Source organism: Burkholderia sp. PAMC 26561, from assembly GCF_001557535.2.
Taxonomy (GTDB): Bacteria; Pseudomonadota; Gammaproteobacteria; order Burkholderiales; family Burkholderiaceae; genus Caballeronia.
Genome location: NZ_CP014315.1, coordinates 1,172,885 through 1,194,691, shown reverse-complemented (window position 1 = coordinate 1,194,691; position 21,807 = coordinate 1,172,885). Strand labels below are relative to the sequence as shown.

At 60.3% G+C, this 21,807-nt stretch carries 19 protein-coding genes; 12 read left to right on the top strand and 7 right to left on the bottom strand.

Translation table 11 applies throughout. The annotated features are described in order from the left end of the window. Positions 1-31: 31 nt before the first annotated feature. From AXG89_RS40035 to AXG89_RS40005, 7 genes are all read left to right on the top strand, one after another. Positions 32-898 carry a GNAT family N-acetyltransferase gene (locus AXG89_RS40035; protein ID WP_075357590.1) on the top strand — a complete coding sequence of 289 codons (867 nt, stop codon included), beginning with the start codon at positions 32-34 and terminating at the stop codon, positions 896-898. A gap of 6 nt (positions 899-904) precedes the next feature. Next, positions 905-1,831 (top strand): 2-hydroxyacid dehydrogenase, encoded by a 927-nt coding sequence (locus AXG89_RS40030; protein WP_075357591.1) that lies wholly within the window; start codon positions 905-907, stop codon positions 1,829-1,831. Positions 1,832-2,030: 199 nt separating this feature from the next. Beyond that, positions 2,031-3,425 carry an aspartate aminotransferase family protein gene (locus AXG89_RS40025; RefSeq protein WP_075357592.1) on the top strand — a complete coding sequence of 465 codons (1,395 nt, stop codon included), beginning with the start codon at positions 2,031-2,033 and terminating at the stop codon, positions 3,423-3,425. A gap of 83 nt (positions 3,426-3,508) precedes the next feature. Beyond that, a complete protein-coding gene (locus tag AXG89_RS40020; protein WP_075357593.1) occupies positions 3,509-4,006 on the top strand; it encodes an Lrp/AsnC family transcriptional regulator in 498 nt (165 codons plus the stop codon). A gap of 111 nt (positions 4,007-4,117) precedes the next feature. Continuing rightward, a complete protein-coding gene (locus tag AXG89_RS40015; protein WP_075357695.1) occupies positions 4,118-5,590 on the top strand; it encodes an NAD-dependent succinate-semialdehyde dehydrogenase in 1,473 nt (490 codons plus the stop codon). Next, positions 5,587-6,564 (top strand): succinylglutamate desuccinylase/aspartoacylase domain-containing protein, encoded by a 978-nt coding sequence (locus tag AXG89_RS40010; protein WP_075357594.1) that lies wholly within the window; start codon positions 5,587-5,589, stop codon positions 6,562-6,564. Before AXG89_RS40015 ends, AXG89_RS40010 begins: the two co-directional genes overlap by 4 nt. Positions 6,565-6,613: 49 nt before the next feature. Next, positions 6,614-6,958 (top strand): cupin domain-containing protein, encoded by a 345-nt coding sequence (locus AXG89_RS40005; protein WP_062001926.1) that lies wholly within the window; start codon positions 6,614-6,616, stop codon positions 6,956-6,958. Between the two features lie 109 nt (positions 6,959-7,067). On the opposite strand, the gene katG is transcribed toward AXG89_RS40005, so the two are convergent. Further along, a complete protein-coding gene (gene katG / locus AXG89_RS40000) occupies positions 7,068-9,338 on the bottom strand; it encodes a catalase/peroxidase HPI (RefSeq protein WP_075357595.1) in 2,271 nt (756 codons plus the stop codon). 694 nt (positions 9,339-10,032) lie between these two features. Between katG and AXG89_RS39995 the strand changes: the two genes are divergently transcribed. Beyond that, positions 10,033-10,311, top strand: a complete 279-nt coding sequence (locus tag AXG89_RS39995) for a hypothetical protein (RefSeq protein ID WP_062001928.1) — start codon at positions 10,033-10,035, stop codon at positions 10,309-10,311. 194 nt (positions 10,312-10,505) lie between these two features. Here AXG89_RS39995 and AXG89_RS39990 read toward each other — a convergent pair whose 3' ends face one another. Beyond that, complete coding sequence (locus AXG89_RS39990) at positions 10,506-12,185, bottom strand: ABC-F family ATP-binding cassette domain-containing protein (protein WP_075357596.1); 1,680 nt, start codon at positions 12,183-12,185, stop codon at positions 10,506-10,508. A gap of 424 nt (positions 12,186-12,609) precedes the next feature. Next, the gene (locus tag AXG89_RS39985; protein WP_236873699.1) at positions 12,610-12,939 is read right to left on the bottom strand and encodes a winged helix-turn-helix transcriptional regulator; all 330 of its coding nucleotides are present in this window, start codon (positions 12,937-12,939) and stop codon (positions 12,610-12,612) included. Between the two features lie 272 nt (positions 12,940-13,211). Here AXG89_RS39985 and AXG89_RS39980 point away from each other — a divergent pair, with 272 nt between their 5' ends. From AXG89_RS39980 to AXG89_RS39970, 3 genes are all read left to right on the top strand, one after another. Continuing rightward, the gene (locus AXG89_RS39980) at positions 13,212-13,781 is read left to right on the top strand and encodes a cysteine hydrolase family protein (RefSeq protein WP_075357598.1); all 570 of its coding nucleotides are present in this window, start codon (positions 13,212-13,214) and stop codon (positions 13,779-13,781) included. Positions 13,782-14,199: 418 nt separating this feature from the next. After that, a complete protein-coding gene (locus AXG89_RS39975; RefSeq protein WP_236873698.1) occupies positions 14,200-14,529 on the top strand; it encodes a VOC family protein in 330 nt (109 codons plus the stop codon). Between the two features lie 137 nt (positions 14,530-14,666). Then, positions 14,667-16,142 carry an esterase-like activity of phytase family protein gene (locus tag AXG89_RS39970; RefSeq protein ID WP_119024838.1) on the top strand — a complete coding sequence of 492 codons (1,476 nt, stop codon included), beginning with the start codon at positions 14,667-14,669 and terminating at the stop codon, positions 16,140-16,142. A gap of 182 nt (positions 16,143-16,324) precedes the next feature. On the opposite strand, the gene AXG89_RS39965 is transcribed toward AXG89_RS39970, so the two are convergent. Both AXG89_RS39965 and AXG89_RS39960 read right to left on the bottom strand, forming a co-directional pair. Continuing rightward, the gene (locus AXG89_RS39965; RefSeq protein WP_075357601.1) at positions 16,325-17,305 is read right to left on the bottom strand and encodes an aldo/keto reductase; all 981 of its coding nucleotides are present in this window, start codon (positions 17,303-17,305) and stop codon (positions 16,325-16,327) included. A 244-nt stretch (positions 17,306-17,549) separates the two neighbouring features. Beyond that, on the bottom strand, positions 17,550-18,995 hold the full coding sequence (locus tag AXG89_RS39960; protein ID WP_075357602.1) for a DEAD/DEAH box helicase: 1,446 nt from the start codon (positions 18,993-18,995) through the stop codon (positions 17,550-17,552). A 240-nt stretch (positions 18,996-19,235) separates the two neighbouring features. Here AXG89_RS39960 and AXG89_RS39955 point away from each other — a divergent pair, with 240 nt between their 5' ends. Further along, complete coding sequence (locus tag AXG89_RS39955) at positions 19,236-20,096, top strand: pirin family protein (RefSeq protein ID WP_075357603.1); 861 nt, start codon at positions 19,236-19,238, stop codon at positions 20,094-20,096. An 11-nt stretch (positions 20,097-20,107) separates the two neighbouring features. Here AXG89_RS39955 and AXG89_RS39950 read toward each other — a convergent pair whose 3' ends face one another. Both AXG89_RS39950 and AXG89_RS39945 read right to left on the bottom strand, forming a co-directional pair. Further along, entirely contained in the window at positions 20,108-21,388 is a 1,281-nt protein-coding gene (locus AXG89_RS39950) for a sensor domain-containing diguanylate cyclase (protein WP_075357604.1), read from the bottom strand. Further along, entirely contained in the window at positions 21,385-21,777 is a 393-nt protein-coding gene (locus AXG89_RS39945) for a hypothetical protein (RefSeq protein ID WP_062001940.1), read from the bottom strand. The genes AXG89_RS39950 and AXG89_RS39945 overlap by 4 nt, the downstream gene beginning before the upstream one ends. Between the last annotated feature and the right edge of the window lie 30 nt (positions 21,778-21,807).

Genomic DNA, 21,807 nt, shown 5'->3' with positions numbered 1-21,807 from the left:
CGTGTAGTCCGAAGCCATTCACGGAGGCCGTGTGTCCGACCAAGTTGCATATAGACCCTTCACAGACGAAGATATTGCCGCCGCGCATGCCCTCACGGTCGAGCTGAAATGGCCGCATCGCGCGGAAGACTGGCAGTTCGTGGCGCAGGCCGGCGCCGGGTTCGTTGCCATTGAAGCCGGAGAGGTCGTGGGCACGGCGTTGTACTGGACATATGGCGACGACCGGGCATCGCTTGGCATGGTGATCGTGTCGCCGGCGCGGCAAGGTCTCGGGATCGGGCGCAAGCTCATGGAAAGCGTGCTCGAAGCACTCGAAGGCCGCGTGACGTTTTTGCACGCCACGCTCGCCGGCCAGCCGCTTTACGAGAAACTTGGCTTTCGCGCGGTCGGGACGCTCGACCAGCATCAGGGAACGGCGTTCCAGCCGCCGCTGATGGCGTTGCCGTCGGGGGAAAGGCTGCGGCCGCTGGGTACGAACGATACCGCCCGTCTCATAGATCTGGCGTCCCGCGCATGCGGGCTCGACCGCACGCAGACATTGCCGGCGCTGCTCGCAAACGCCGACGGCATCGGTCTCGACCGCGACGGCGAACTGATCGGCTTCTCGCTATTTCGCCGGTTCGGACGCGGTTTCGCTATCGGCCCGGTGGTCGCGCCCGGTTCCGATCCCGTGCGCGCGAAGGCATTGATCAGCCATTGGCTGTCGTTGAACGAGGGCGTGTTCATTCGTATCGATACACCCGCGGAATGTGGCCTGACCGAATGGCTCGACGGCCTCGGACTGCCCCGCGTGGATAGCGTGATGAAAATGGTGCTGAACGCACCCGCCGCGACCGGTCGCGACAACCCGGACGACGATTGCCGCCAGTTCGCGATCATCAATCAGGCAATGCTGTAACTCCCCATGGCCTTCCTCTACAAAGCCGATCCCGTTCGGGGCGCCCAGTGGGGCGCGCTCTTCGCGCAGCAAGCGCCGGACATTGCGTTTCATCTGTGGCCCGATGTCGGCGATCCGGCGGCGATCAGATACCTGGCCGCGTGGCAGCCGCCCGACAATCCGCTGGAAGCCCTGCCCAACCTCGAGGTCATCTTCTCGGTGGGCGCGGGCGTCGATCAGTTCGACCTCTCGCGCGTGCCTGAGCATATTCCCGTGGTGCGCATGATCGAGCCGGGCATCGCGCAAGGCATGGTCGAATATGTCACCCAAGCCGTGCTGACGATTCATCGCGACGTTGCCGATTACGCCGCGCAGCAGGCCCGGCAGGAATGGAAGGCACGGCACGTCCGGCCGGCATCGTCGAGGCGAATCGGTGTCCTGGGTCTTGGCATGCTGGGGACAGCCGTTCTCCAGCGGCTGCGGCTGTTCGGCTTCGATTGCGCGGGCTGGAGCCGATCCGGCGGACAGATCGAGGGCGTGCAATGTCATGCAGGCGCCGCCGCACTCGATGCATTCCTTGCCCGCACGGATATCCTCGTCTGCCTGCTGCCGCTCACGCAGGAAACCCAGGGCATGCTCGACGCAGCACTTTTCAACAAGCTGCCGCGAGGGGCATCGCTGATCCAAACCGGCCGCGGCCCACACCTGAACCAGGAAGATCTGCTCGCCGCACTAGAGAGCGGCCAGCTCGACACCGCGATCCTCGATGTGACCGACCCCGAGCCGCTTCCCGCCGGTCATGCGCTATGGACGCACCCGCGCGTGCGGATCACGCCGCACATTGCCAGCGCGACGCGTCCCGAAGGCGCGGTCGAGACCGTCCTGGAGAATCTGCGGCGCCACGAACGAGGCCTGCCGCTGATCGGGCAGGTCGATCGCAGCCGGGGTTATTGACCGGCCAGACAGCTCGCCTAAGACAGCTCACCAAGCGCACCTCAAACGCACCTCGAAGGCCCGCGCCGCAGAAAATGCTGCGCGGAGCCTGCGAAACGCGACATCCGCGTGCTTTGGGGAGTTTTTTAGCGCGTCAGGCAATGGCCGTCCATGAGTAATATTGGAGCAGTCAACAGCCCATCCAGCGTCCGAGAAAACCATGTCGATCAAATCGCTCATTGAAGCCGACCGCAAGCATCTGATTCATCCGGTCATCAACTACCGCGCACACGAAGCCCGCGGCGTCACCGTGCTCGAGTCCGCAAAGGGCGCCTATCTGCGCGATGCCGACGGCAACGAACTGCTCGACTGCTTCTCCGGCCTCTGGTGCGTGAACGTAGGCTACGGACAGGAAAGTATCGTCAAGGTGGCGACCGAACAGATGAGCCGCCTGCCCTACGCCACGAGCTACTTTCACTTCGGCTCGGCCCCTGCGATCGAACTGGCGCAGAAGCTGGTCGAAATGTCGCCGGAATCCCTGCAGCATGTGTATTTCACGCTCGGCGGCTCGGATGCAGTCGATTCCGCAATCCGTTTCATCACACATTACTTCAACGCAACCGGCAGGCCGGCCAAGAAGCACATCATTGCACTGCATCGCGGGTACCACGGGTCGTCTTCTGTCGGCGCGGGCCTGACGGCGTTGCCCGCGTTTCATCGCAACTTCGACCTGCCCCTGCCGACCCAGCATCATCTTCCTTCGCCCTATGCGTACCGCAACGATTTCCCCGATGACGCCGCGCTGATCGCCGCATCCGTCGCCGCGCTCGAAGCCAAGGTTGCCGAGATCGGCGCCGACAACGTAGCGGCGTTTTTCTGCGAGCCGATCCAGGGATCGGGCGGCGTGATCGTGCCGCCGGCCGGCTGGCTCAAAGCCATGCGCGAAGCGTGCCGCAAGCTCGATATCCTCTTTGTCGCCGATGAAGTCATCACCGGTTTCGGCCGCACCGGCCCGCTGTTCGCGTGCCAGGCCGAGGACGTGCAACCGGACCTGATGACCGTTGCAAAGGGCCTGACCTCGGGCTATGCGCCAATGGGCGCCGTGCTGATGTCCGACGCCGTCTATCAGGGAATCGCCGACGGCGACGCGAGCGCGATCGTCGGGCATGGACACACGTATTCAGCGCATCCGGTGAGCGCGGCGATCGGTCTGGAAGTGCTGCGCCTGTATCACGAAGGCGGCGTGCTCGCAAACGGCGTGGCGCACGGTCCGCGTTTCGCGGCGGGCCTCGACGCGCTGCTCGATCATCCGCTCGTGGGCGACTCGCGCCATCGCGGGTTGCTTGGCGCGCTGGAACTCGTCTCCGATAAAACCACGCGACAAGGTTTCGATGCATCGCTGAAACTTTCGGAACGGATTGCTGCCGCGGCATACAAAAACCGGCTTGTCTTCCGCGCTTTCGGCGACAACATTCTCGGCTTTGCGCCCGCATTGAGCTTCACTGACAGCGATTTCGACCAGATGTTCGAGCGCCTTGCAAAGACACTCGACGACGTGCTCAACGAAGCCGATGTGCGCGCCGCATTAAAGACGCAACCAGCGGTCACAGCCTGATGGCGGAACCGTTTTGCCGCAAATCTGCGTGATAAGATCGTCTCGCTTCTCACGACAATCTTCCCGCCGGAGCTACACCCATCATGAGCAGCGACTGCAAACTCGACCGCATAGACTTGCGCATTCTTTCGCAGTTGCAAAAGAAAGGTCGCATAACGAACGTCGAGCTTGCGGACGCTGTGGGGCTTTCGTCCAGCCCCTGCCTCATCCGGGTGAAGAGGCTGGAAAAAGCGGGGTATATCGTCGGTTACGGCGCGCAGATCCAGCTCGAAAAGCTCGGCGACGTGCAGATCGTGTTCACCGAAGTGACGCTGGCGGATCATCGCCGGGAAGACTTCATCAAGTTCGTGGACGCCATTCGCGACGTGGATGAAATCGTGGAATGTCATCTTGCAAGCGGCGGCTACGATTACCTGCTCAAGTTCGTCACCCGCAGCGTCAGCCACTATCAAAGCATCATCGAAGGTTTGCTCGAACGCAACATTGGTATCGAGAAATACTTCAGCTTCGTGATCATCAAATCGCCGTTCGTCAAAACTCATTACCCGCTCGAATCCCTGTTTTCGCAGAACCACGACTGATATTCGTCGACCGGTTGCATCGACAAGATGCAGGCAACGCTATTCACCCCGAACATTACCGATGCCGGCCACGCGCACGACTGCGCGTGCCGCGCGAATCCGGAGGGAAACATGAACCGCCAATACGAACTGAAAGAATTGATCCAGTCAGATAACTTTATCGATGGCAAATGGCTCGAGGCCGCCGATCACGCCCGCTTCAGCGTCTCGAACCCGGCTACAGGCGAATCCATTGCACAAGTCGCCGACAGCGGTCCCGCCGACGCGCGCGCCGCAACCGATGCCGCCGCACGGGCGCTGCCCGCTTGGCGCGACCGGCTGCCGAAGGAACGTTCAGTGATCCTCCACAAATGGGCCGCTTTGATCATGGCGAACCAGGATTCGCTTGGCGCTTTGATCTCGCTTGAACAGGGCAAGCCGCTCGCCGAAGGCAAAGGCGAAGTCGCTTATGGCGCGTCTTATGTGAGCTGGTTCGCCGACGAAGCCACGCGCATCTACGGCGACATCATTCCGCAGCAGCAACGCGGCAAGCGCATGACGGCGATCCGCGAACCCATTGGCGTGGTCGCCGCCATCACACCATGGAATTTCCCGCTTGCAATGATCGCGCGCAAGATTGCGCCGGCACTCGCGGCCGGTTGCACCGTCGTCGCAAAACCCGCCGAAGATACACCGCTGACGGCCTCGGCACTGGTACTGCTTGCGCACGAAGCCGGCGTGCCCGCGGGCGCGCTGAACCTGATCACGGCATCGCGCGAACATGCGATCGCCGCCGTCGCGGACTGGCTGGAAGACCCGCGCGTGCGCAAGATCACCTTCACGGGCTCGACACCGGTCGGCAAATATCTGGCGCGCGAATCCGCCGGCACGCTCAAGAAACTGTCGCTGGAACTTGGCGGCAACGCGCCGTTCATCGTCTTCGATGACGCCGACCTCGAGGCAGCCGTCGACGGCATGCTGGTATCGAAATTTCGCAACGGCGGCCAGACCTGCGTATGCCCGAACCGCGTCTACGTGCAAGCCGGCGTGTATGAACGATTCGGCGAGATGCTGAGCCGTCGCGTCGCCGCGCTCAAGGTTGCGCCCGCGACCGACGCGGCCGCCCAGATCGGCCCGATGATCAACGCGCGCGCGCTCGACAAGATCGCACGTCACGTGGATGACGCCGTCGAGCACGGCGCCCGCGTGCTTGCGGGCGGCAGACAGTTGGCGGAGCTCGGTCCGAATTACTACGCCCCCACCGTACTCGCCGACGCCAACCACGACATGCTCTTGTGCCGTGAAGAAACCTTCGGACCGGTCGTCGCCATGTTCAAGTTCGAGACCGAGGAAGAAGCGATTCTTGCCGCCAACGATACCCCCTTCGGGCTCGCATCGTATTTCTATAGCGAAAGCCCGAAGCGTATCGACCGCGTTTCGCGCGCGCTCGAAACCGGCATTGTCGGTGTGAACGAAGGCGCGTTGGCGAGCGAAGCCGCGCCGTTCGGCGGCGTCAAGGAATCGGGCTATGGCCGCGAAGGATCCAAATATGGTCTCGACGATTATTTGTCGATCAAGTACATCTGCCAGGGGAATCTTGCATGAGCGCCGCCGCCAACTATCCAATCGAAGTCACGTTCCCCGTTCTCTCGCCGCACGAGGCGTCGGCTTGCGGCGTGCCGTATGTGCATACGTTCGATTCCGGCATGGCCGGGCCGCACGTGATGATCAACGCGCTGACGCACGGCAATGAAGTCTGCGGCGCGATCGTGGTGGATGCGTTGCTGCGCGCCAGGCTGCGCCCGCGTCGCGGCCGCCTGACGCTTGCTTTTGCGAACATCGCGGCCTACGAACGCTTTGATCCGGAAACGCCCGACGCCGCCCGTTTTGTCGACCAGGACTTCAATCGCGTCTGGACGGAGGCCGTGCTCGACAATACTGCGCGCACGTCGAGCGAACTCGCACGCGCCCGCGAAATGCGCCCGGTCATCGACACTGTCGATTTGCTGCTCGACTTGCATTCAATGCACGAGAAGAGCCGGCCGCTGATCGTTTCGGGGCCGCTGGAAAAAGGCATCGAACTTGCGCTTGCAATCGGGACGCCGGCCACCGTGATCGTGGATGAAGGTCATCCCCAGGGCCGCAGGATGCGTGACTATGGCGAATTCGGCGACGCCGGCAGCGCGAAGAACGCATTGTTGATTGAATGCGGTCAGCACTGGGAAGCGAGCGCGGTAACGGTCGCCCGCGATACCACCGCGCGTTTTCTGCAGCACTCAGGTGTGGTCGACGAAAGTGACCTTCCAGAGGGCTGGCTCCAGCCGTCGCCGAGCGAGATGAATGTGGTTCGCGTGACGCAGCCCGTCGTCGCCGATAGCATGGATTTTCGCTTTGCGGATGCGTACACCGGGCTCGAAGTGTTTCCGAAGGCAGGCAGCGTGATTGCGTGGTCCAACGGACAACCCGTCCTTACGCCGTACGATGATTGCGTGCTTGTCATGCCGTCGCTCAGGCAATTGCTTCCGGGTGTGACCGTGGTGCGGCTCGGCAAGATCGAGCGAACCGTCAGTCCGGTTTGATTCCTTACGTTTCAATCAATTGCGGCAGAACGAATTCAGAGGGGCATCAGTGAAGGTCCAGCAGATCAAACAAAGCGTCAATGCCAAAGGCCTCGAAGACTGGGGAACTGCAGGTTTGCCGGGCACCGCGCCCATACAGGTTTCCGGTTTGCAGACGGTAATCAAAGGCAGTGAAGCCATCGACACCGGCATTTTCGAATGTTCGGCGGGCACCTACAGGCGCTCGGTCAAGCAAGCGGAGGTCATGCACTTTCTCGCCGGCCGCGGACGTTTCACGGCAGACGGCGAAGACACCATCCACTTTGCCAGCGGCGATACGCTGTTCTTCGAAGCCAACACAGAGGGTCTGTGGGAAGTCGAAGAAGCGATGCGCAAGGTGTACGTTATTTTTTGATCAAGGTCGTCGAACTACGGGGAGGCAGACGACGCTTGCAGGCCTGCTCCCGCAAACCAGTACGGCTCCGGTAAATCCCGAAGCCGTACTGCCTGCCTTCAGTCAAGGATCAACCGGCAGTAACAACATCGAATCGGTCCAGGTTCATCACCTTGACCCATGCACCGATGAAATCGTGAACGAACTTCTCGTTCCCATCTTCGCTTGCATACACTTCGGCCAGCGCTCGCAGTTGAGCTTGCGCGCCAAACACCAGATCGATGCGGCTGCCCGTCCACTTCACCTCGCCGCTCTTGCGATCTCGTCCTTCGAACACATCACGATCTGCTGCTAGCGCCTTCCATTCCGTATCCATGCTGAGCAAGTTGCGAAAGAAGTCATTGGTGAGCGTTTCCGGACGATCAGTGAACACGCCATGCTTGCTCTTGCCAGCATTCACGTTCAAAACGCGCAAGCCGCCAATCAGCGCAGTCATTTCAGGTGCTGTCAGCGTGAGCAACTGTGCACGGTCGATCAACAGCGCTTCGGCCGGAACACCGAACTTCGCTTTCTCGTAGTTGCGAAAACCATCGGCTAGCGGTTCCAAAGCCGATACCGAGATCACATCGGTCTTCTCTTGCGAAGCGTCCATACGACCTGCTGTAAAAGGCACGCTGACCTCGCGTCCCGCGCCCTTCGCCGCCTGTTCGATGCCCACACTGCCGCCCAGCACGATCAGGTCCGCTATCGACACCTTCTTGCCGCCAGTGGCCGCACCGTTGAAGCCGCTCTGAATGCCTTCGAGAATCTGCAGGACCTTTGCCAGTTCAGCGGGCTGATTGACCGCCCAGTCCTTCTGCGGAGCCAGCCGGATGCGCGCGCCATTCGCACCGCCGCGCTTGTCCGAGCCACGAAATGTCGACGCCGATGCCCACGCAGTCGAGACAAGCTGCGACACGGAAAGCCCCGATGCCGCGATTTTTTCCTTTAGAGAAGCAATGTCCTGCTCGTCGATCAAAGTGTGATCGACTGCTGGGATTGGGTCTTGCCAGATCAGCTCTTCGCCAGGGACTTCCGGCCCGAGGTACCGGAGCCGCGGACCCATGTCGCGGTGCGTCAATTTAAACCACGCGTGCGCGAAGGCATCGGCAAGCTGGTCGGGATTTTGCAGGAAATTGCGCGAAATCTTTTCGTATTCCGGGTCGAAGCGCAGCGCCAGGTCGGTAGTGAGCATAGTGGGCGCCAACTTCTTCGACGGATCATGCGCGTGGGGAATCGTCGCATCCGCGCCCTTCGCAACCCATTGGTTCGCGCCGGCGGGACTCTTGGTCAGCTCCCATTCATGACCAAACAGGTTCTCGAAAAACCCGTTGCCCCACTGGGTAGGCGTGCTGGTCCAGGTCACCTCCAGCCCGCTCGTGATCGTGTCGCCGCCCTTTCCGGTGCCAAACTTGTTCTTCCAGCCAAGGCCCTGGTTTTCGAGTTCCGCAGCCTCGGGTTCGGGACCGACATTGTCGGCCGGACCCGCGCCGTGCGTCTTGCCGAACGTGTGCCCGCCGGCGATCAGCGCGACGGTTTCCTCGTCGTTCATCGCCATGCGTGCAAACGTCTCACGGATATCATGCGCGGCCGCAAGTGGATCAGGATTGCCGTCGGGCCCTTCAGGATTGACGTAAATCAAACCCATTTGCACTGCGCCGAGTGGATTCTCGAGAATGCGGTCGTTGTCGGTACGGCTCTTTTCCTCGCCGTGCTTTTGTTCGTCTGCCACGAGCACGCCGCCGTCCTTGTCATTGCCGGCCGCGCCCTTGCCATAGCGGACATCGCCGCCGAGCCAGGTCTTTTCGTTTCCCCAGTAAACATCCTGGTCCGGTTCCCATGTGTCCTCGCGGCCACCCGCAAATCCGAGAGTCTTGAAGCCCATGGTTTCTAGCGCAACGTTGCCGGTCAGGATCAACAAGTCTGCCCAGGAAATCTTCTGACCGTACTTCTGCTTGATAGGCCAAAGCAGACGCCGGGCCTTGTCGAGGCTGACGTTGTCGGGCCAACTGTTGAGCGGCGCGAACCGCTGCTGGCCTCGCCCGGCTCCGCCCCGGCCGTCGGCGATGCGATAAGTACCGGCGCTGTGCCACGCCATGCGAATGAACAATGGGCCATAGTGACCGAAGTCCGCCGGCCACCAGTCCTGCGAATCCGTCATCAATGCGGCGAGATCCTTCTTCACCGCGGATAGATCAAGGCTTTTGAACGCCTCGGCGTAATCGAAGTCCTTACCAAGAGGATTTGCTTTCCCCGAGTGCTGGCTGAGCAAGTCCAGCCGCAGTTGCTTCGGCCACCAGTCGCGGTTCGTTGTGCCGCCGCCGGCTGCGTGGTTGATTGGGCACTTTGCTTCGGTTGACATGCCTTATCTCCTATAGGGATTTGCCCGGCAGGTGTTCGGCTTCGCGTCCGGCATGGAAATCAAATAGCCGGATAGTTGCGTAATAGCGTTCAAAGTCTGCTTGCCCGGCATTTATGGGTTTCTACGATTGAATACATGACAAGTACGGTTTTGTTCAGCGACGCAATCCGCCTCGCTGGCCCGGTTGCAGGCTGCCGGACTGCTTGTCACAGCCGAAAATATACGATACCGCAATGAATAAAAGAATGTATTTACTGCAATGGCTTTGATAATCGATGGCTATCGCTCGCAACGCGTCCCAAACTGGTTCCTTACAACTCACGCGCACGAAGCAGGAACCCAGTCGTGCTGCAATGAACCGACATACGATCGTGCCTGGCCCCACGAAATGTCATGTTGATATTGATAAGGAATCCAGAATGTTTTTTTCACTGTAAGCTGGCCAACGACTTGAGTGCGGGCCCACAGGACCCGAGTCAAGGACCCGAGTCAAAGGTTTCCCGGATCGCCGTGTCTTTGTTCCTTCAGTTGGGTTAAGAGTCTGTCGCGCTGCAGTGTCCTGGAACGTTGAGACGACGATCCGTGATTTGGCTTCGTTGATTTACTTATCAAGCAGGACCAGATCGCAAACAATCGGCACGCTGCTTGCTATCAGAGCCCACACCTTTAAAAATCTTATTCTTGGAGCCCGGTCATGGACATGGGTTGTGTGGCCTTTCAGGCGCATCTGGCAACGTTGCTTCGAAGCATGCCTCGTTGTACGACGGCGGAACTCAACGAGCGCACTGTCGTATTTTGGGACGGTCAATGGGCGAAAGGCGCTGAGATCGGCGACGACGGGAGCGGGTTCCTGCACGCCAAGTTTGACCTCGACGAGCGTACCTGCAATCGGCTGCACGCCGATCTGGTCGCCTGGCTGGAAGCTCCGCGATACGGATCGCGCTCAGAGCTTGAAGCGTGGATCTTCGACTAGGCTCTCTGCAGATGAAAGCCGCGGGCCGTATCATTCTCCAACGCTTAAGAGCGCATGCCTACAAGCATGCTTTACAAAGCGGGTCGATACTTTTGACACTGCCACAGCAGTGACCACCGCATCCTAAACATAGGAAGAAACCCCTCGTCACCGGCAGGGCAGCTCAAGCCATGCGGAACTGCCCGCCGTTCAACTCAGGCGATGACCTTCTGCTCCCCGGCAGTCTGCTCGCGCATGCGACGCGCTTCGTCGCGCAGGAACTGCTGGTAATCGTCCAGATCGCCGTCGAAGGGCTCGACGCCACCCTTGGTGACGAGCCAGAACTCGTCACATACTGCGCGCAGCAGGGACCGGTCGTGACTGACCAGCAGCACCGTGCCTTCGAATTCGTTGAGTGCCATGCCCAGCGCTTCGCGTGTGGCCAGGTCGAGGTGGTTGGTAGGTTCGTCGAGCAGCAGCAGGTTGGGACGCTGCCACACGATCATGCACAACACGAGCCGCGCCTTTTCGCCGCCGCTCATCGTGCCGACTGCCTGATGGACCATGTCGCCGCTGAAGCTGAAGGTGCCGAGGAAGGTGCGAAGCGATTGTTCGGTGCCACTCTGGCCAGGGGCACGCATGTTGGCCGGCGTGTCCTTGGCGAGGCGGATCATGTGTTCCAGCGGCGTGTCGAGAGGACGCAGCACGTCGAGCTCCTGCTGAGCGAAGTACCCGATGTTCAGGCCCTTGCCTTCGCTGATTTCGCCCGCAATAGGCGCCAGCTCGTGCGCCACCGTTTTCACCAGCGTGGACTTGCCCTGGCCGTTGGCACCGAGAATGCCGATGCGCTGCCCGGCCAGCACGGACCGGTTGATGCCCCGCACGATGACCGTCGGCGGCGTGCCCGGCGTCGCGTCGCTTGGCGCCGGATAGCCGAAGCTTGCGTCCAGCATCGACAACAGTGGGTTCGGGACGTTGAGCGGCTCCTTGAACTCGAAGGTGAACTCCGCATCGGCAAGCACCGGGGCGATCTTTTCCATGCGTTCGAGCGCCTTGACCCGGCTCTGCGCCTGCTTCGCCTTCGAGGCCGTGGCCTTGAAACGGTCGATGAATTTCTGCAGGTGGGCGATCTTGTCTGCCTGCTTGGCCATCGAGGCCTGCTGCAGCAACATCTGCTCGGCGCGCATCTCTTCGAACTTGCTGTAGTTGCCGCCATAACGCACGAGCTTGGCGTTGTCGACGTGCACCGTCACCTGCGTCACTGCGTCGAGGAATTCGCGATCGTGGCTGATCACGACCATGGTTCCCTGGTAGCGCTTGAGCCACGCTTCCAGCCAGACCAGCGCGTCGAGGTCTAGGTGATTGGTCGGTTCGTCGAGCAACAGCAAGTCGGACGGGCACATGAGCGCGCGCGCCAGCTGCAGTCGCATGCGCCAGCCGCCGGAGAAACTGTTGACCGGCTGGCTAAGCTGCGCAGCGCTGAAGCCCAAGCCCTGGATCAGCGCTTCGGCCCGTGCGGGGGCATCGTGTGCGCCAGCATCGTGCAGCTCCATGTAGGCGTGCGCCATGCGCATGCCATCGTCGCTCGCCTCGGCGGCCGCCACTTCGGCCTGCGCGGCCAGCAGCACGGTGTCACCGTCGACTACGAAGTCCGTCGCACTCTGCTCGGTCTCCGGCATCTCCTGCGCGACCTGGCCCATCTTCCACGTAGCAGGAATCGAGAACTCGCCGCCGTCTTCGTGCAGCGTGCCGTTGAGAAGGCCGAAGAATGACGACTTGCCGGCGCCATTGCGGCCGACAAGGCCAATCTTTTCGCCTGGAGTGAAGGTGACGGACGCGCTGTCGAGTACGACATTGACGCCGCGGCGCAGGGTGACATTACGGACGGAAATCATAAGGAGTTACTTCGAAGAGGACACGCATGATAGCCGACCGACGTACAGGGCGGTCTCTTTTCTGGCGGTACGAGTGAAGAGCCGCTTGCGTTTTGCGGCGCCTGCCGGCCACAAAGCAAGGTGGGCACTGGCGCAATGGGCGTTTCGGCTGCGGGGCCACGAACGAACGGTCGGCGCGCGCAACAACGGTCATTTACGTGTAAAGAGCAGGGATTAATAAGTGCACGACCATCCGAGCGGTGCTAGCTATCGGGGAGAGGGTTCGATCACTGTTGCGGCTGCGGGTTGTTGAAGGGGCGCAATGTAGTCGGCGGTTCCTCCAATCCTGTGGACGTCGAGGAGGACTCGAAGCGCTGAAGGTGTCGTAGCCGGTGGTGTGTGCACATCGTTCGTGCGACGTGACGGGTCGTGCTTGCCGTACTGCTCACCCCTTGCTCTCAGGAAAGAGGCATCCGCCTTCACGGACCAGCGCTTTTACCTCCTCGCTCACTTCCATGGGGTTTCGATTCAATCGAGCGATGAACTCCTTGCAGCGTCGCACGTACGATTTCGAATCATGCTTCGCACTCCAAACGACTATGTTGAACACGATGGGAATGAGGTCCAGCCCCTTCTCTGTCAGCTTGTAGAAGTCACGGCGCCTGTCGTCGGGGCTGGGCGCCCTCGAGAGAATTCCTTGCTCCTCAAGAAAGGCAAGGCGGGAAGCAAGGACATTGGCCGCGTTTATATACAATTCTTCCCGTATGCTGCGCACGGACTGCGTGGTCGGAATTAGCTCTACATTCAGCAATCAATCAGTATTAGAAGGCTGTCAGTAAATCCGACAAGCGGAACCCCCTCGTCGAAGTGGGCCGCAATCAGGGTGGAACCGACACCTGATTGGCCGAACAGCGGTGCGGGCGGCTGACGCCTCGTGGCCGAACCAGGCCGATCAGACAACGAGAACCCGGCTCGCGACCAACGTGCAGTAAAGTCCAAATAGGATCGGATCGCACCACGACAACAACCGCTTACGCCGAATTCAAAATGACTGCCTTACAACGCCCGGCCGGTGCCCTCCTCTTGCTGGTGGATCTTCAAAAAGCAATAGACCACCCAAGCTGGGGGCAGAGAAACAATCCGCTTGCGGAAGTTCAGATTGCACGTTTGCTTCGGCACTGGCGGAGTAACGGCTGGCCGGTATGGCACATTCGGCACGACTCCACCGAACCTGGCTCGCATTATCGACCCGGGCAGAGCGGGCATGACTTCAAGCCTGAGGCCACTCCCGTCGCCGGCGAGCCGGTGATCCCGAAATCGACCAACAATGCGTTTCTAGGTACAAATCTGGAAGCGCGGCTTCGCGCTCAAGACCATGACACGCTAGTGGTAGCGGGCGTCATCACCAATAATTCTGTAGAGGCGACGGTTCGCATGGCCGGCAACCTAGGCTTCACAACCTACCTCGTAGCCGATGGCTGCTTTACGTTTGATCGAAGGGACTGGAATGGCACCTTGAGAAGCGCGGACGACGTACACGCGATGTCGCTTGCCAATCTCGACCCGGAATACTGCACCGTGATCACTGCCGGGATGTTGCTGGATACGGACAAGTGAGTTGAATCACTGTCACATTCGTCGCATTCGAAGCGAACGAATCCGTCATCGATTGAAACCGCACACGACACGATGATGCCGTCGTTCGCGCAATCATGGTTGTAATCAAACCGGGAGACACCCGAGAACATCAGTTTCAGCCGGGCGGGAGGTTGTCCGACCTGACTGTCGTTCGCAGGGTCAATGCGGCTTGGTCGCCGAGACCACAACGCATACCTTCGTCCCTTTAGACGAACCGACCGTCACTGAACTCGACTGATGCAACACCGGATCGTGCAGATGATGCGTTTCGCTCAGGAATCCGAGAGTTGCAGACTCGGAGTCGACTTCCTTCACCGTCAGACATATGAGCCGAAACGGTCGGTCGTGAAAGACTGATTGCAGTCAGCCAATCGGCCCCGACTTCATCGCCTTGCAGGTGCGCGACCTCGTTGCGTCCCGCAAGTCCTACGTCGAAACTTTCGGTTTTGAAGCCTCGACGCACTGTCCTCCTGGAGCGATCATTTTCAAGACCGACCCCGTCCGGTTGGCGCTGCGAGCGCCCCTGCGCGCGCTTCCCGAAGCGGGGCCACTTGGTGTTGGCATGGTCCTCTGGATCGCCTGCACCGACGCTGATGCGCTGCACGACCTCGTTGCAGGGCGGGGCGGTGTGATCCCAAGTCCGCTTGCCGGCGGCCCCTTCGGCCGCTTCTTTGTCGCCGGCGATCCGGATGCCTACGCGATCACCTTTCATACGGCGCGGAACTGACCGCAGTCCACGCAATCGATGCGTCAATCCGTTTGCTGGACCGACACCCGTCTTTTTTTCTCCTGCCACAAACTTTTCATTTACCAAATATAAGCTTTACGTTTTCCAGCAGCTCGACACAAAAAGGAGACGGGGCGATGTTCAACAAGAAGACGTGTGTGGGCCTGACGTTAATATTGGCGCTCAGCGCCTGCGGCGGCGATGATGCGCCCGCAAGTTCCGCCAGCACTCAGCAAGGTACCCAGCTTTTCAGCCAATCCATTGCTCCGTATTCAAGTTGGGGTAACGTGCCCATCGTCGGCACGGGCTACGGCTCGGCATTGACGCCCGCCCCCAACCGGGCCGGCTATTTCTACGGCATGACAGATCGCGGTCCCAACGTCACCGCGCCCGACGGCACCAACAAGATCGAGCCGGATCTGGCATTCCAACCGGCAATCGCCCTGTTTCAACTCGTCAACGGCAAGGCTGACGTTTCCAGGGTCATCGGTCTTTCACTGGCTGACGGCACGCCCATGAATGGCCGCGTCAATCCCGAGGCAACCACTGCCGAGATCATCTACGACTTGAACGGCAACGCGCTGCCCCCAAGCGTGGCCGGGCTCGATCCCGAAGGCCTCGTGGCCATGCCCAACGGCACCTTCTGGGTCTCCGACGAGTATGGTCCCTATATTGTTCACTTCGACGCGAACGGCAAGGAGATCTCCCGGCTCAACCCCTACTCCACCGCCTCGTCGGGCAACAACCTGCCGCTGCCCGGCGAACTGAAGAAACGCAAGCCGAACAAGGGCATGGAAGGTCTCACCCTCACGCCTGACGGCAAGTACCTCGTTGGCATCATGCAGTCACCGTTGGACAAGAATGGCTCGGCAGCGGTCGCCTCCGGCAAGGGTGCAATCACACGCGTCGTCAAAGTCTCCCTAGCCGACCCGATATCCGACGTGCACGAATATTTGTATTCCCTGCACACCAACGGCGCAGGCAATCCCGAGGGTCAGGCCGTGAGCGAGATCACGGCGCTCACAGACGGCACGTTCATCGTTGACGAGCGGGACGGTAACTTCGAGGGCACCAGCGACGGCACGGCGAGCGGCAAGGCCAGGGCCGACAAGAACCTGTGGAAACTCGACCTGAGCCAGGCCACTGATGTCGGCCCGAAATCCCCTCTCATAGGCACCACCATCGCCGGCGGAGCGGTAATCTACAATTCGACCAATGGCCTCACGGTGGGTGGCAAGACCATCGAAGACCTTGCGGGCACGGTTGACGCGCCTGCCGCTGTGCAAGCGCTGAGCAAGGCCGGCATCACGGTCGGCACAGAGGCAATGTTCCTCAACTATGCCGCGCTCTTCACTGCCATCGATCCGAAAGGCATGTACTTTGGCCACGACAAGGTCGAGGGGGTGGCGATCGATCCGGCGGATCCGACCAAGATCTACCTGTCGAACGACTCGGACTTCGGCATCACGGACGAGCCGAGCACGGTATCGATGGCCACGGCCTCGAACCCCTTCCCGCCCAGCGAGAAGTTCCTGCCAGATGGCAAGACCCAGGACTTCGGCGAGATCGTCAAGATCGACATGACGCAAGTGCCTGCCAAGTTCAAGCAGTAAGCCGGCAAGCATCGTCTTCGCGGCCGGCCAATCAGCGATTCAGGGCTTGCTACAACCAGGAAGTCCTGAATCGAGCGATTCGTGGACTTCAACCGCGTCCCTGATGAAATCCTTGGTCAGCTCAGCATCCTGCAAGCTGCTGAGAGGCGCAGCGAGCCGATGGCAAGCGCTAGCAGGATTGTCTATTTGAAACCCGTCACCGCATGCGGCACATAGCGCTCTTCGAGCAGCTGGATTTCGTCCGTAGTCAATTTAAGCGAGACAGCCGCGACCGCATCGCTCAGATGGTGCAGCTTGGTCGCGCCGACAATTGGCGCCGTGACCGGTTTCTTCTGCAGCACCCACGCAAGCGCGACCTGCGCCCGCGGCACGCCTCGCTTCGTCGCAATCTCGCTCACCCGTTCGACGATCTGACGGTCTGCCTCTTCGGTCGCGGCATACAGGGTGCGGCCGAATTCGTCGGTCTCCGAGCGTGCGCTGCTGCTGTTCCAGTCACGCGTCAGACGGCCCCGTGCGAGCGGGCTCCACGGTATCACGCCGATACCTTCGCTTTCACACAGCGGCAACATCTCGCGTTCTTCTTCCCGATACAGCAGGTTCACGTAGTTCTGCATCGTTACAAAGCGGGTCCAGCCATGGCGTTCGGAGACATGCAGTGCTTTGGAAAATTGCCACGCATACATGGTCGAGGCGCCGATATAACGCGCCTTGCCAGCTTTGACGACATCGTGCAAAGCCTCCATTGTTTCTTCGATCGGCGTGGTGTCATCCCAGCGGTGGATCTGATACAGATCGACGTAGTCAGTGCCGAGGCGCCTCAGGCTCGCGTCGATTTCCGCCATGATCGCCTTGCGCGACAACCCCGCGCCGTTCGGTCCCGGACGCATCCGGCCGTGGACCTTAGTGGCGAGCACGATCTCGTCGCGGCTTGCGAAATCCTTGAGGGCGCGGCCCACGATCTCTTCGCTGGTGCCGTCCGAATAGACGTTAGCCGTATCGAAGAAGTTGATGCCGAGATCAAGCGCTTGTTTGATGAAAGGGCGTGCAGCGTCGTTGTCAAGCGACCATGGATGCGGGCCGCGGTCAGGCACACCATAGCTCATGCAGCCAAGGCACAAACGTGACACATCGAGACCTGTGCGGCCAAGTTTCACATATTCCATTGTGCAACTCCTGTCGAAAGTGCCGAATGGTTCTGGCAAAAAACTCAGGTTAGCCTTTGCATTTGGCGAGGCAAATAGGGGATGCGATATGAAGCATAAACTTATACTTCAGATCTGAAGCGGCAGTTCGCGACGAGCCGATCAGATTAAGATTTCGTGTGAGCAGCGGACACATTCGCCAGAGACGACCTCGCTCGCGCAAATGCCAGCCGGTTCCAACGCTGGCGTTAATTATCCTCTCACATCAGGGTTGGCGTTTGCCGCGGCCACCAGCGGGTTTGCCAGCGGACTCATGGGAACCCGCAACCGGCTGGCTGACGGCTTTGCCGCGTGGCTTTTGCACGTTGAACGGGTTAGCGCTGGAGAGGCTAGTGTTGTCACTCCCGGTAACAGCGCGTTGAACCCGAGGCTTGCGATCGTTTTTGCCACCCTGCGGTCGCGGCTTTTTGCTGAGCACCGGCACGACGCCCGCCACAGCTTGTGGCAATTTCGGCTTTTTGGGTTTTTTGGGTTTCTTGATGATCTGTCCCGTCGCGCTGGTTTGCGGCACGCGGTGTTCGGCTTCGAAACCCGGCTCTTCTTCACGGCGCAGCGTTTGCCGGATCAGCGCTTCAATCGCGGCCAGTTGCGGCGCTTCGTCGGCGCATACAAGGGAGACTGCCATACCGCTTGCGCCCGCGCGACCGGTACGGCCGATACGGTGCACATAGTCTTGAGCCACGATCGGCAGATCGACGTTGATCACCAGCGGCAGGTCGTCGATATCCAGCCCGCGCGCAGCTACGTCGGTGGCTACCAGCATCTGTACTTCGCCCGTCTTGAAGCGCTCGAGCGCACGCAGGCGAGCGGGTTGCGGTTTATCGCCGTGGATGGTGTCGATCGAATAACCCGCTTCGTCCAGCATGGCCGCCAGGTAATCCACGCCATTGCGGGTTTTGACGAACACCAGTGCGTGCTCCCAGTTGTTCTGAGCCACAAGGTGCATGAAGAGCTCAGGCTTGTTCTTTTTATCGACCGGCACCACCCATTGCTTGATCTTGCTGGCCGTGGCATTGGGCGCGCCGACACTGATGTTGACCGGGCTGCGGAGGATGGCGGCGGCCATGGCGCGGATATCATCGGTAAAGGTAGCGGAGAACAGCAGGGTCTGGCGCCGAGCGGGCAAGGCAGCGAAGACGGCGTTGAGTTCGCGCGCAAAGCCCAGATCCAGCATGCGGTCGGCTTCATCCAGCACGAGCGTTTGTATCTGGTCAAACTGCACTGCGTTCTGGCGATTCAGATCCAGCAAACGGCCGGGCGTGGCGACAAGCACATCCACGCCTTTGCGTAACGTCATCATCTGCGGATTGATACTTACACCGCCGTATGCGGCAAGAAATCGTAAGTCGAGGCCGTGGCCGTAATCGATAAAGCTTTGCAGCACTTGTTCAGCCAGTTCGCGCGTGGGCACCAGCACCAGAACACGCGCGCGGTTGCTGGACACCGCGGGGCCGTGTTGCACCAGTTGTTGCAACAGCGGCAACGCAAAACCCGCCGTTTTGCCAGTGCCGGTCTGTGCCGCAGCCATCACGTCCTTGCCGCTGAGCACGGCAGGAATCGCCTGGGCCTGCACTGGCGTAGGTGTCTGATAATGGAGGTCCTTCACATTACGCAGCAAGGGATCAATCAGGCCAAGCGAGGCAAAAGACATTGGCGAATTCCGGGGTAAAGCCGCAATTCTAGCGTTATCGCCTGATCGAGTAGTCCGCCTTGTTTGCCGGACGACCGGCGATGCCCCGGAATCTCAAGATGCGCGACCTGACCTGCTTCGCGAAGGCCACCGCCCTACCCGAGCCTCGCACACACGGGTAGCATGCGTCGGTTGATCAACGTTCTCGTCCAACGTGTGCTTGATCTGGATCTCGCCACGGACGCTGCAAGGAGCCATCGAATGCCCAGCCGTACGCTGAAAGCGATCCATCGCGCGCATCGCGATGATATCGCCGACCTGACCACCCGCCGTCCTCTGCCGGGGCCGGCACTGCCGCATCTGAATCCCTTCCTCTTCCTGAATCACCACGGCCCGCAGAAGTACGCACCGCACAATGGCGGATTGCCGTTTGGGCCACATCCGCATCGCGGATTCGAGACGGTGACTTTCGTGCTCGACGGTAGCCTTGCGCATTCGGATACCGGTGGACACGAGAGTGTCATCGACGCCGGCGGCGTCCAGTGGATGACCGCTGGCAGTGGCCTTATCCATGCGGAACTCTCGCCGCGTTCGTTCAAGGAGCATGGTGGCCAGCTTGAAATCCTGCAGCTATGGCTGAACCTGCCGGCGCGCCTCAAGATGACGTTGCCTCGCTACGTCGGCTTGCAGGAGAACGATATCCCCGTGGTGAGCACCCCTGACGGTGCAGCGCAGGTCCAGTTGATTTCGGGTGAATGGCAAGGCGTGCAAGGACCTGTCGAATCGCTCACGAGCACCTTCATGGGCGTCATCCGCATGTCGGCTGGCGGCCGGGTCAGATTCGAGAATGTAGGGAGTCGCCAGATCTTTCTTTACGTGGTTCGCGGCAAGGTTGCGATCGGAGGGCAACAGGTTTCGGCGTTCAACCTGGCTGAACTGCACGACGACGGTGACACGCTCGAGATCACTGCCGCGGACGAATCTATCCTGCTTTGCAGTCATGCGGAAGCGATCGATGAACCCATCGCAGCTCGCGGTCCGTTCGTCATGAACACGCAGGAAGAACTGAATCAGGCTGTAGTCGATTTCCACGCGGGCAAGTTCAACGTACCCGCCGCATAGCTGATGACCGATTACGACTGACCCGCCACCCGGTTTCGGCCGGCCGCTTTCGCCGCATAAAGGGACTTGTCGGCGGCGGCGAGCAGGTCGTGCATCGACGCCAACGCGTGCGATAAAGACGCGCAACCAAGGCTGACGGTCACCATCTGCTCGCCCACGGCGGTATCGATCCGGCTGGCTTCGATGTTGGCCCGGATGCCTTCCGCGATCAGCGCCGCAGCATCCGCCGGCGTACCGCGCAGCATTAGGCAAAATTCCTCGCCTCCGAGTCGCGCAATCACGTCGATAGAGCGAAGCGAACGCCTCGCCTCCGCGACAATCCTTTCCAGCACCTTATCGCCTGCCTGGTGCCCTGCGGTGTCGTTGATTTTCTTGAAGTGATCCGCATCGATCATCACGAACGAAAGCGGTTTGCCCAAGCGCTTCGACCGCGCAACTTCCTTCTCTGCGACCTTGAAAAAATGGGCGCGGTTCATCGCTCCGGTCAGATGATCGGTCGTCAAAAGACGCGTGAGTTCGTCGCTGCTTATTTTCCTTTCCGATACGTCGCGCAGGACAACCGAATAACCGGCGAATTCACCGTCGTCCTCGCGAAGTACCGCAACGAGGATCTGAGCCGCGTAACGCCGGCCATCCTTGCCTTGGCACCAGCACTCCTGCACGTGCCAGCCTTCCTCGCGCGTGAGAGCAATGTGCTCCGGACTACGATAGGCGTCGACGTCGTCAGGCGCGTAAAAGCGATCTAGTGAATGGCCGACAACGTCGGTTTCGGCATAGCCCGTCATTTGCTCGATGGACGGGTTCCAGGAGTCCACGTGTCCGTTGGCGTCGAGGGTAAAAAACGCGAAGTCGTTCACGCTCGTAAAGATACCCGCAAGCCACGACTCATTCTGCCTTGCCCGGCGCTCCGCTTCGACCTGACGCGAGATATCGGTCAGCGTCGTCATCAAGGTGCTTTTGTTTATCTTCAGGATGTTGCAGGACAGGACGGTTGATCGCTCGCGATCAGGCGTCACCACGATCCGATGCCCCTCGCACACCGGGCCACGCTCCCCATTGAAGCTCGACACCAGATTACGAAGCTCCGGCGCCACGTGGCTCAGGCTTTCAAATATGTTGGTGACGCCAAGCAGCCCTGCGAGCGGCATCAGCAATTGGACCGATAAGGGGTTGAGCATGTCGACTTCACCAGTCAGCGAGCTGCGAATGATGCCGATTGGCGACAAGTACATGAACGACAGCAACGCTTCGTGTTCTTCCTCGAGCGAGCCGGCCGCTGCAGCCGGCGTCATGTTGCTGCCTTGCGCTCGACCAGCAGGAAGCGAGTCGAGCCGTGAGCGGATTGAAGCAGCCTCAGGCGAACAGGCGTGGGTCTCATGCGCAATGTGAGGACGTAGGGAACGATCACGTCGAGCTCAGGCTCGTCCTGAAACCGCTGGGCGATCATAAAGTTGTTCATACAAGGCGCGACTTCCTCGAAGACATGCTTGCCGATGACCCGCGCCGGGCTCAGGCCCGCGCTTGCGGCTTCCACGGCGTTGTACGAACTGACGACGTAATCCGCGCCAAACCCAATGAGGCCAAAGGAATACCCGTCCAGCTTTTGACTGTCAGCGGTGCTCAAGTCTTCGAATAGAACGGTATCGAATTGCTTGTCTACCTTGTCGTTGTCGCTGATCATTTGTTGCGTTCTCCGTCCATGGCAATCAGA

What these genes read in the sequence shown, in the direction of transcription:
- AXG89_RS39960 (WP_075357602.1), bottom strand. Translation starts at nt 18,995, where the DNA reads ATGTCTTTTGCCTCGCTTGGCCTGATTGATCCCTTGCTGCGTAATGTG.
- AXG89_RS40015 (WP_075357695.1), top strand. Translation starts at nt 4,118, where the DNA reads ATGAACCGCCAATACGAACTGAAAGAATTGATCCAGTCAGATAACTTT.
- AXG89_RS39980 (WP_075357598.1), top strand. Translation starts at nt 13,212, where the DNA reads ATGACTGCCTTACAACGCCCGGCCGGTGCCCTCCTCTTGCTGGTGGAT.
- AXG89_RS39950 (WP_075357604.1), bottom strand. Translation starts at nt 21,388, where the DNA reads ATGACGCCGGCTGCAGCGGCCGGCTCGCTCGAGGAAGAACACGAAGCG.
- AXG89_RS39990 (WP_075357596.1), bottom strand. Translation starts at nt 12,185, where the DNA reads ATGATTTCCGTCCGTAATGTCACCCTGCGCCGCGGCGTCAATGTCGTA.
- AXG89_RS40010 (WP_075357594.1), top strand. Translation starts at nt 5,587, where the DNA reads ATGAGCGCCGCCGCCAACTATCCAATCGAAGTCACGTTCCCCGTTCTC.
- AXG89_RS40025 (WP_075357592.1), top strand. Translation starts at nt 2,031, where the DNA reads ATGTCGATCAAATCGCTCATTGAAGCCGACCGCAAGCATCTGATTCAT.
- AXG89_RS40030 (WP_075357591.1), top strand. Translation starts at nt 905, where the DNA reads ATGGCCTTCCTCTACAAAGCCGATCCCGTTCGGGGCGCCCAGTGGGGC.
- katG (WP_075357595.1), bottom strand. Translation starts at nt 9,338, where the DNA reads ATGTCAACCGAAGCAAAGTGCCCAATCAACCACGCAGCCGGCGGCGGC.
- AXG89_RS39970 (WP_119024838.1), top strand. Translation starts at nt 14,667, where the DNA reads ATGTTCAACAAGAAGACGTGTGTGGGCCTGACGTTAATATTGGCGCTC.
- AXG89_RS39995 (WP_062001928.1), top strand. Translation starts at nt 10,033, where the DNA reads ATGGACATGGGTTGTGTGGCCTTTCAGGCGCATCTGGCAACGTTGCTT.
- AXG89_RS40020 (WP_075357593.1), top strand. Translation starts at nt 3,509, where the DNA reads ATGAGCAGCGACTGCAAACTCGACCGCATAGACTTGCGCATTCTTTCG.
- AXG89_RS39965 (WP_075357601.1), bottom strand. Translation starts at nt 17,305, where the DNA reads ATGGAATATGTGAAACTTGGCCGCACAGGTCTCGATGTGTCACGTTTG.
- AXG89_RS39955 (WP_075357603.1), top strand. Translation starts at nt 19,236, where the DNA reads ATGCCCAGCCGTACGCTGAAAGCGATCCATCGCGCGCATCGCGATGAT.
- AXG89_RS39945 (WP_062001940.1), bottom strand. Translation starts at nt 21,777, where the DNA reads ATGATCAGCGACAACGACAAGGTAGACAAGCAATTCGATACCGTTCTA.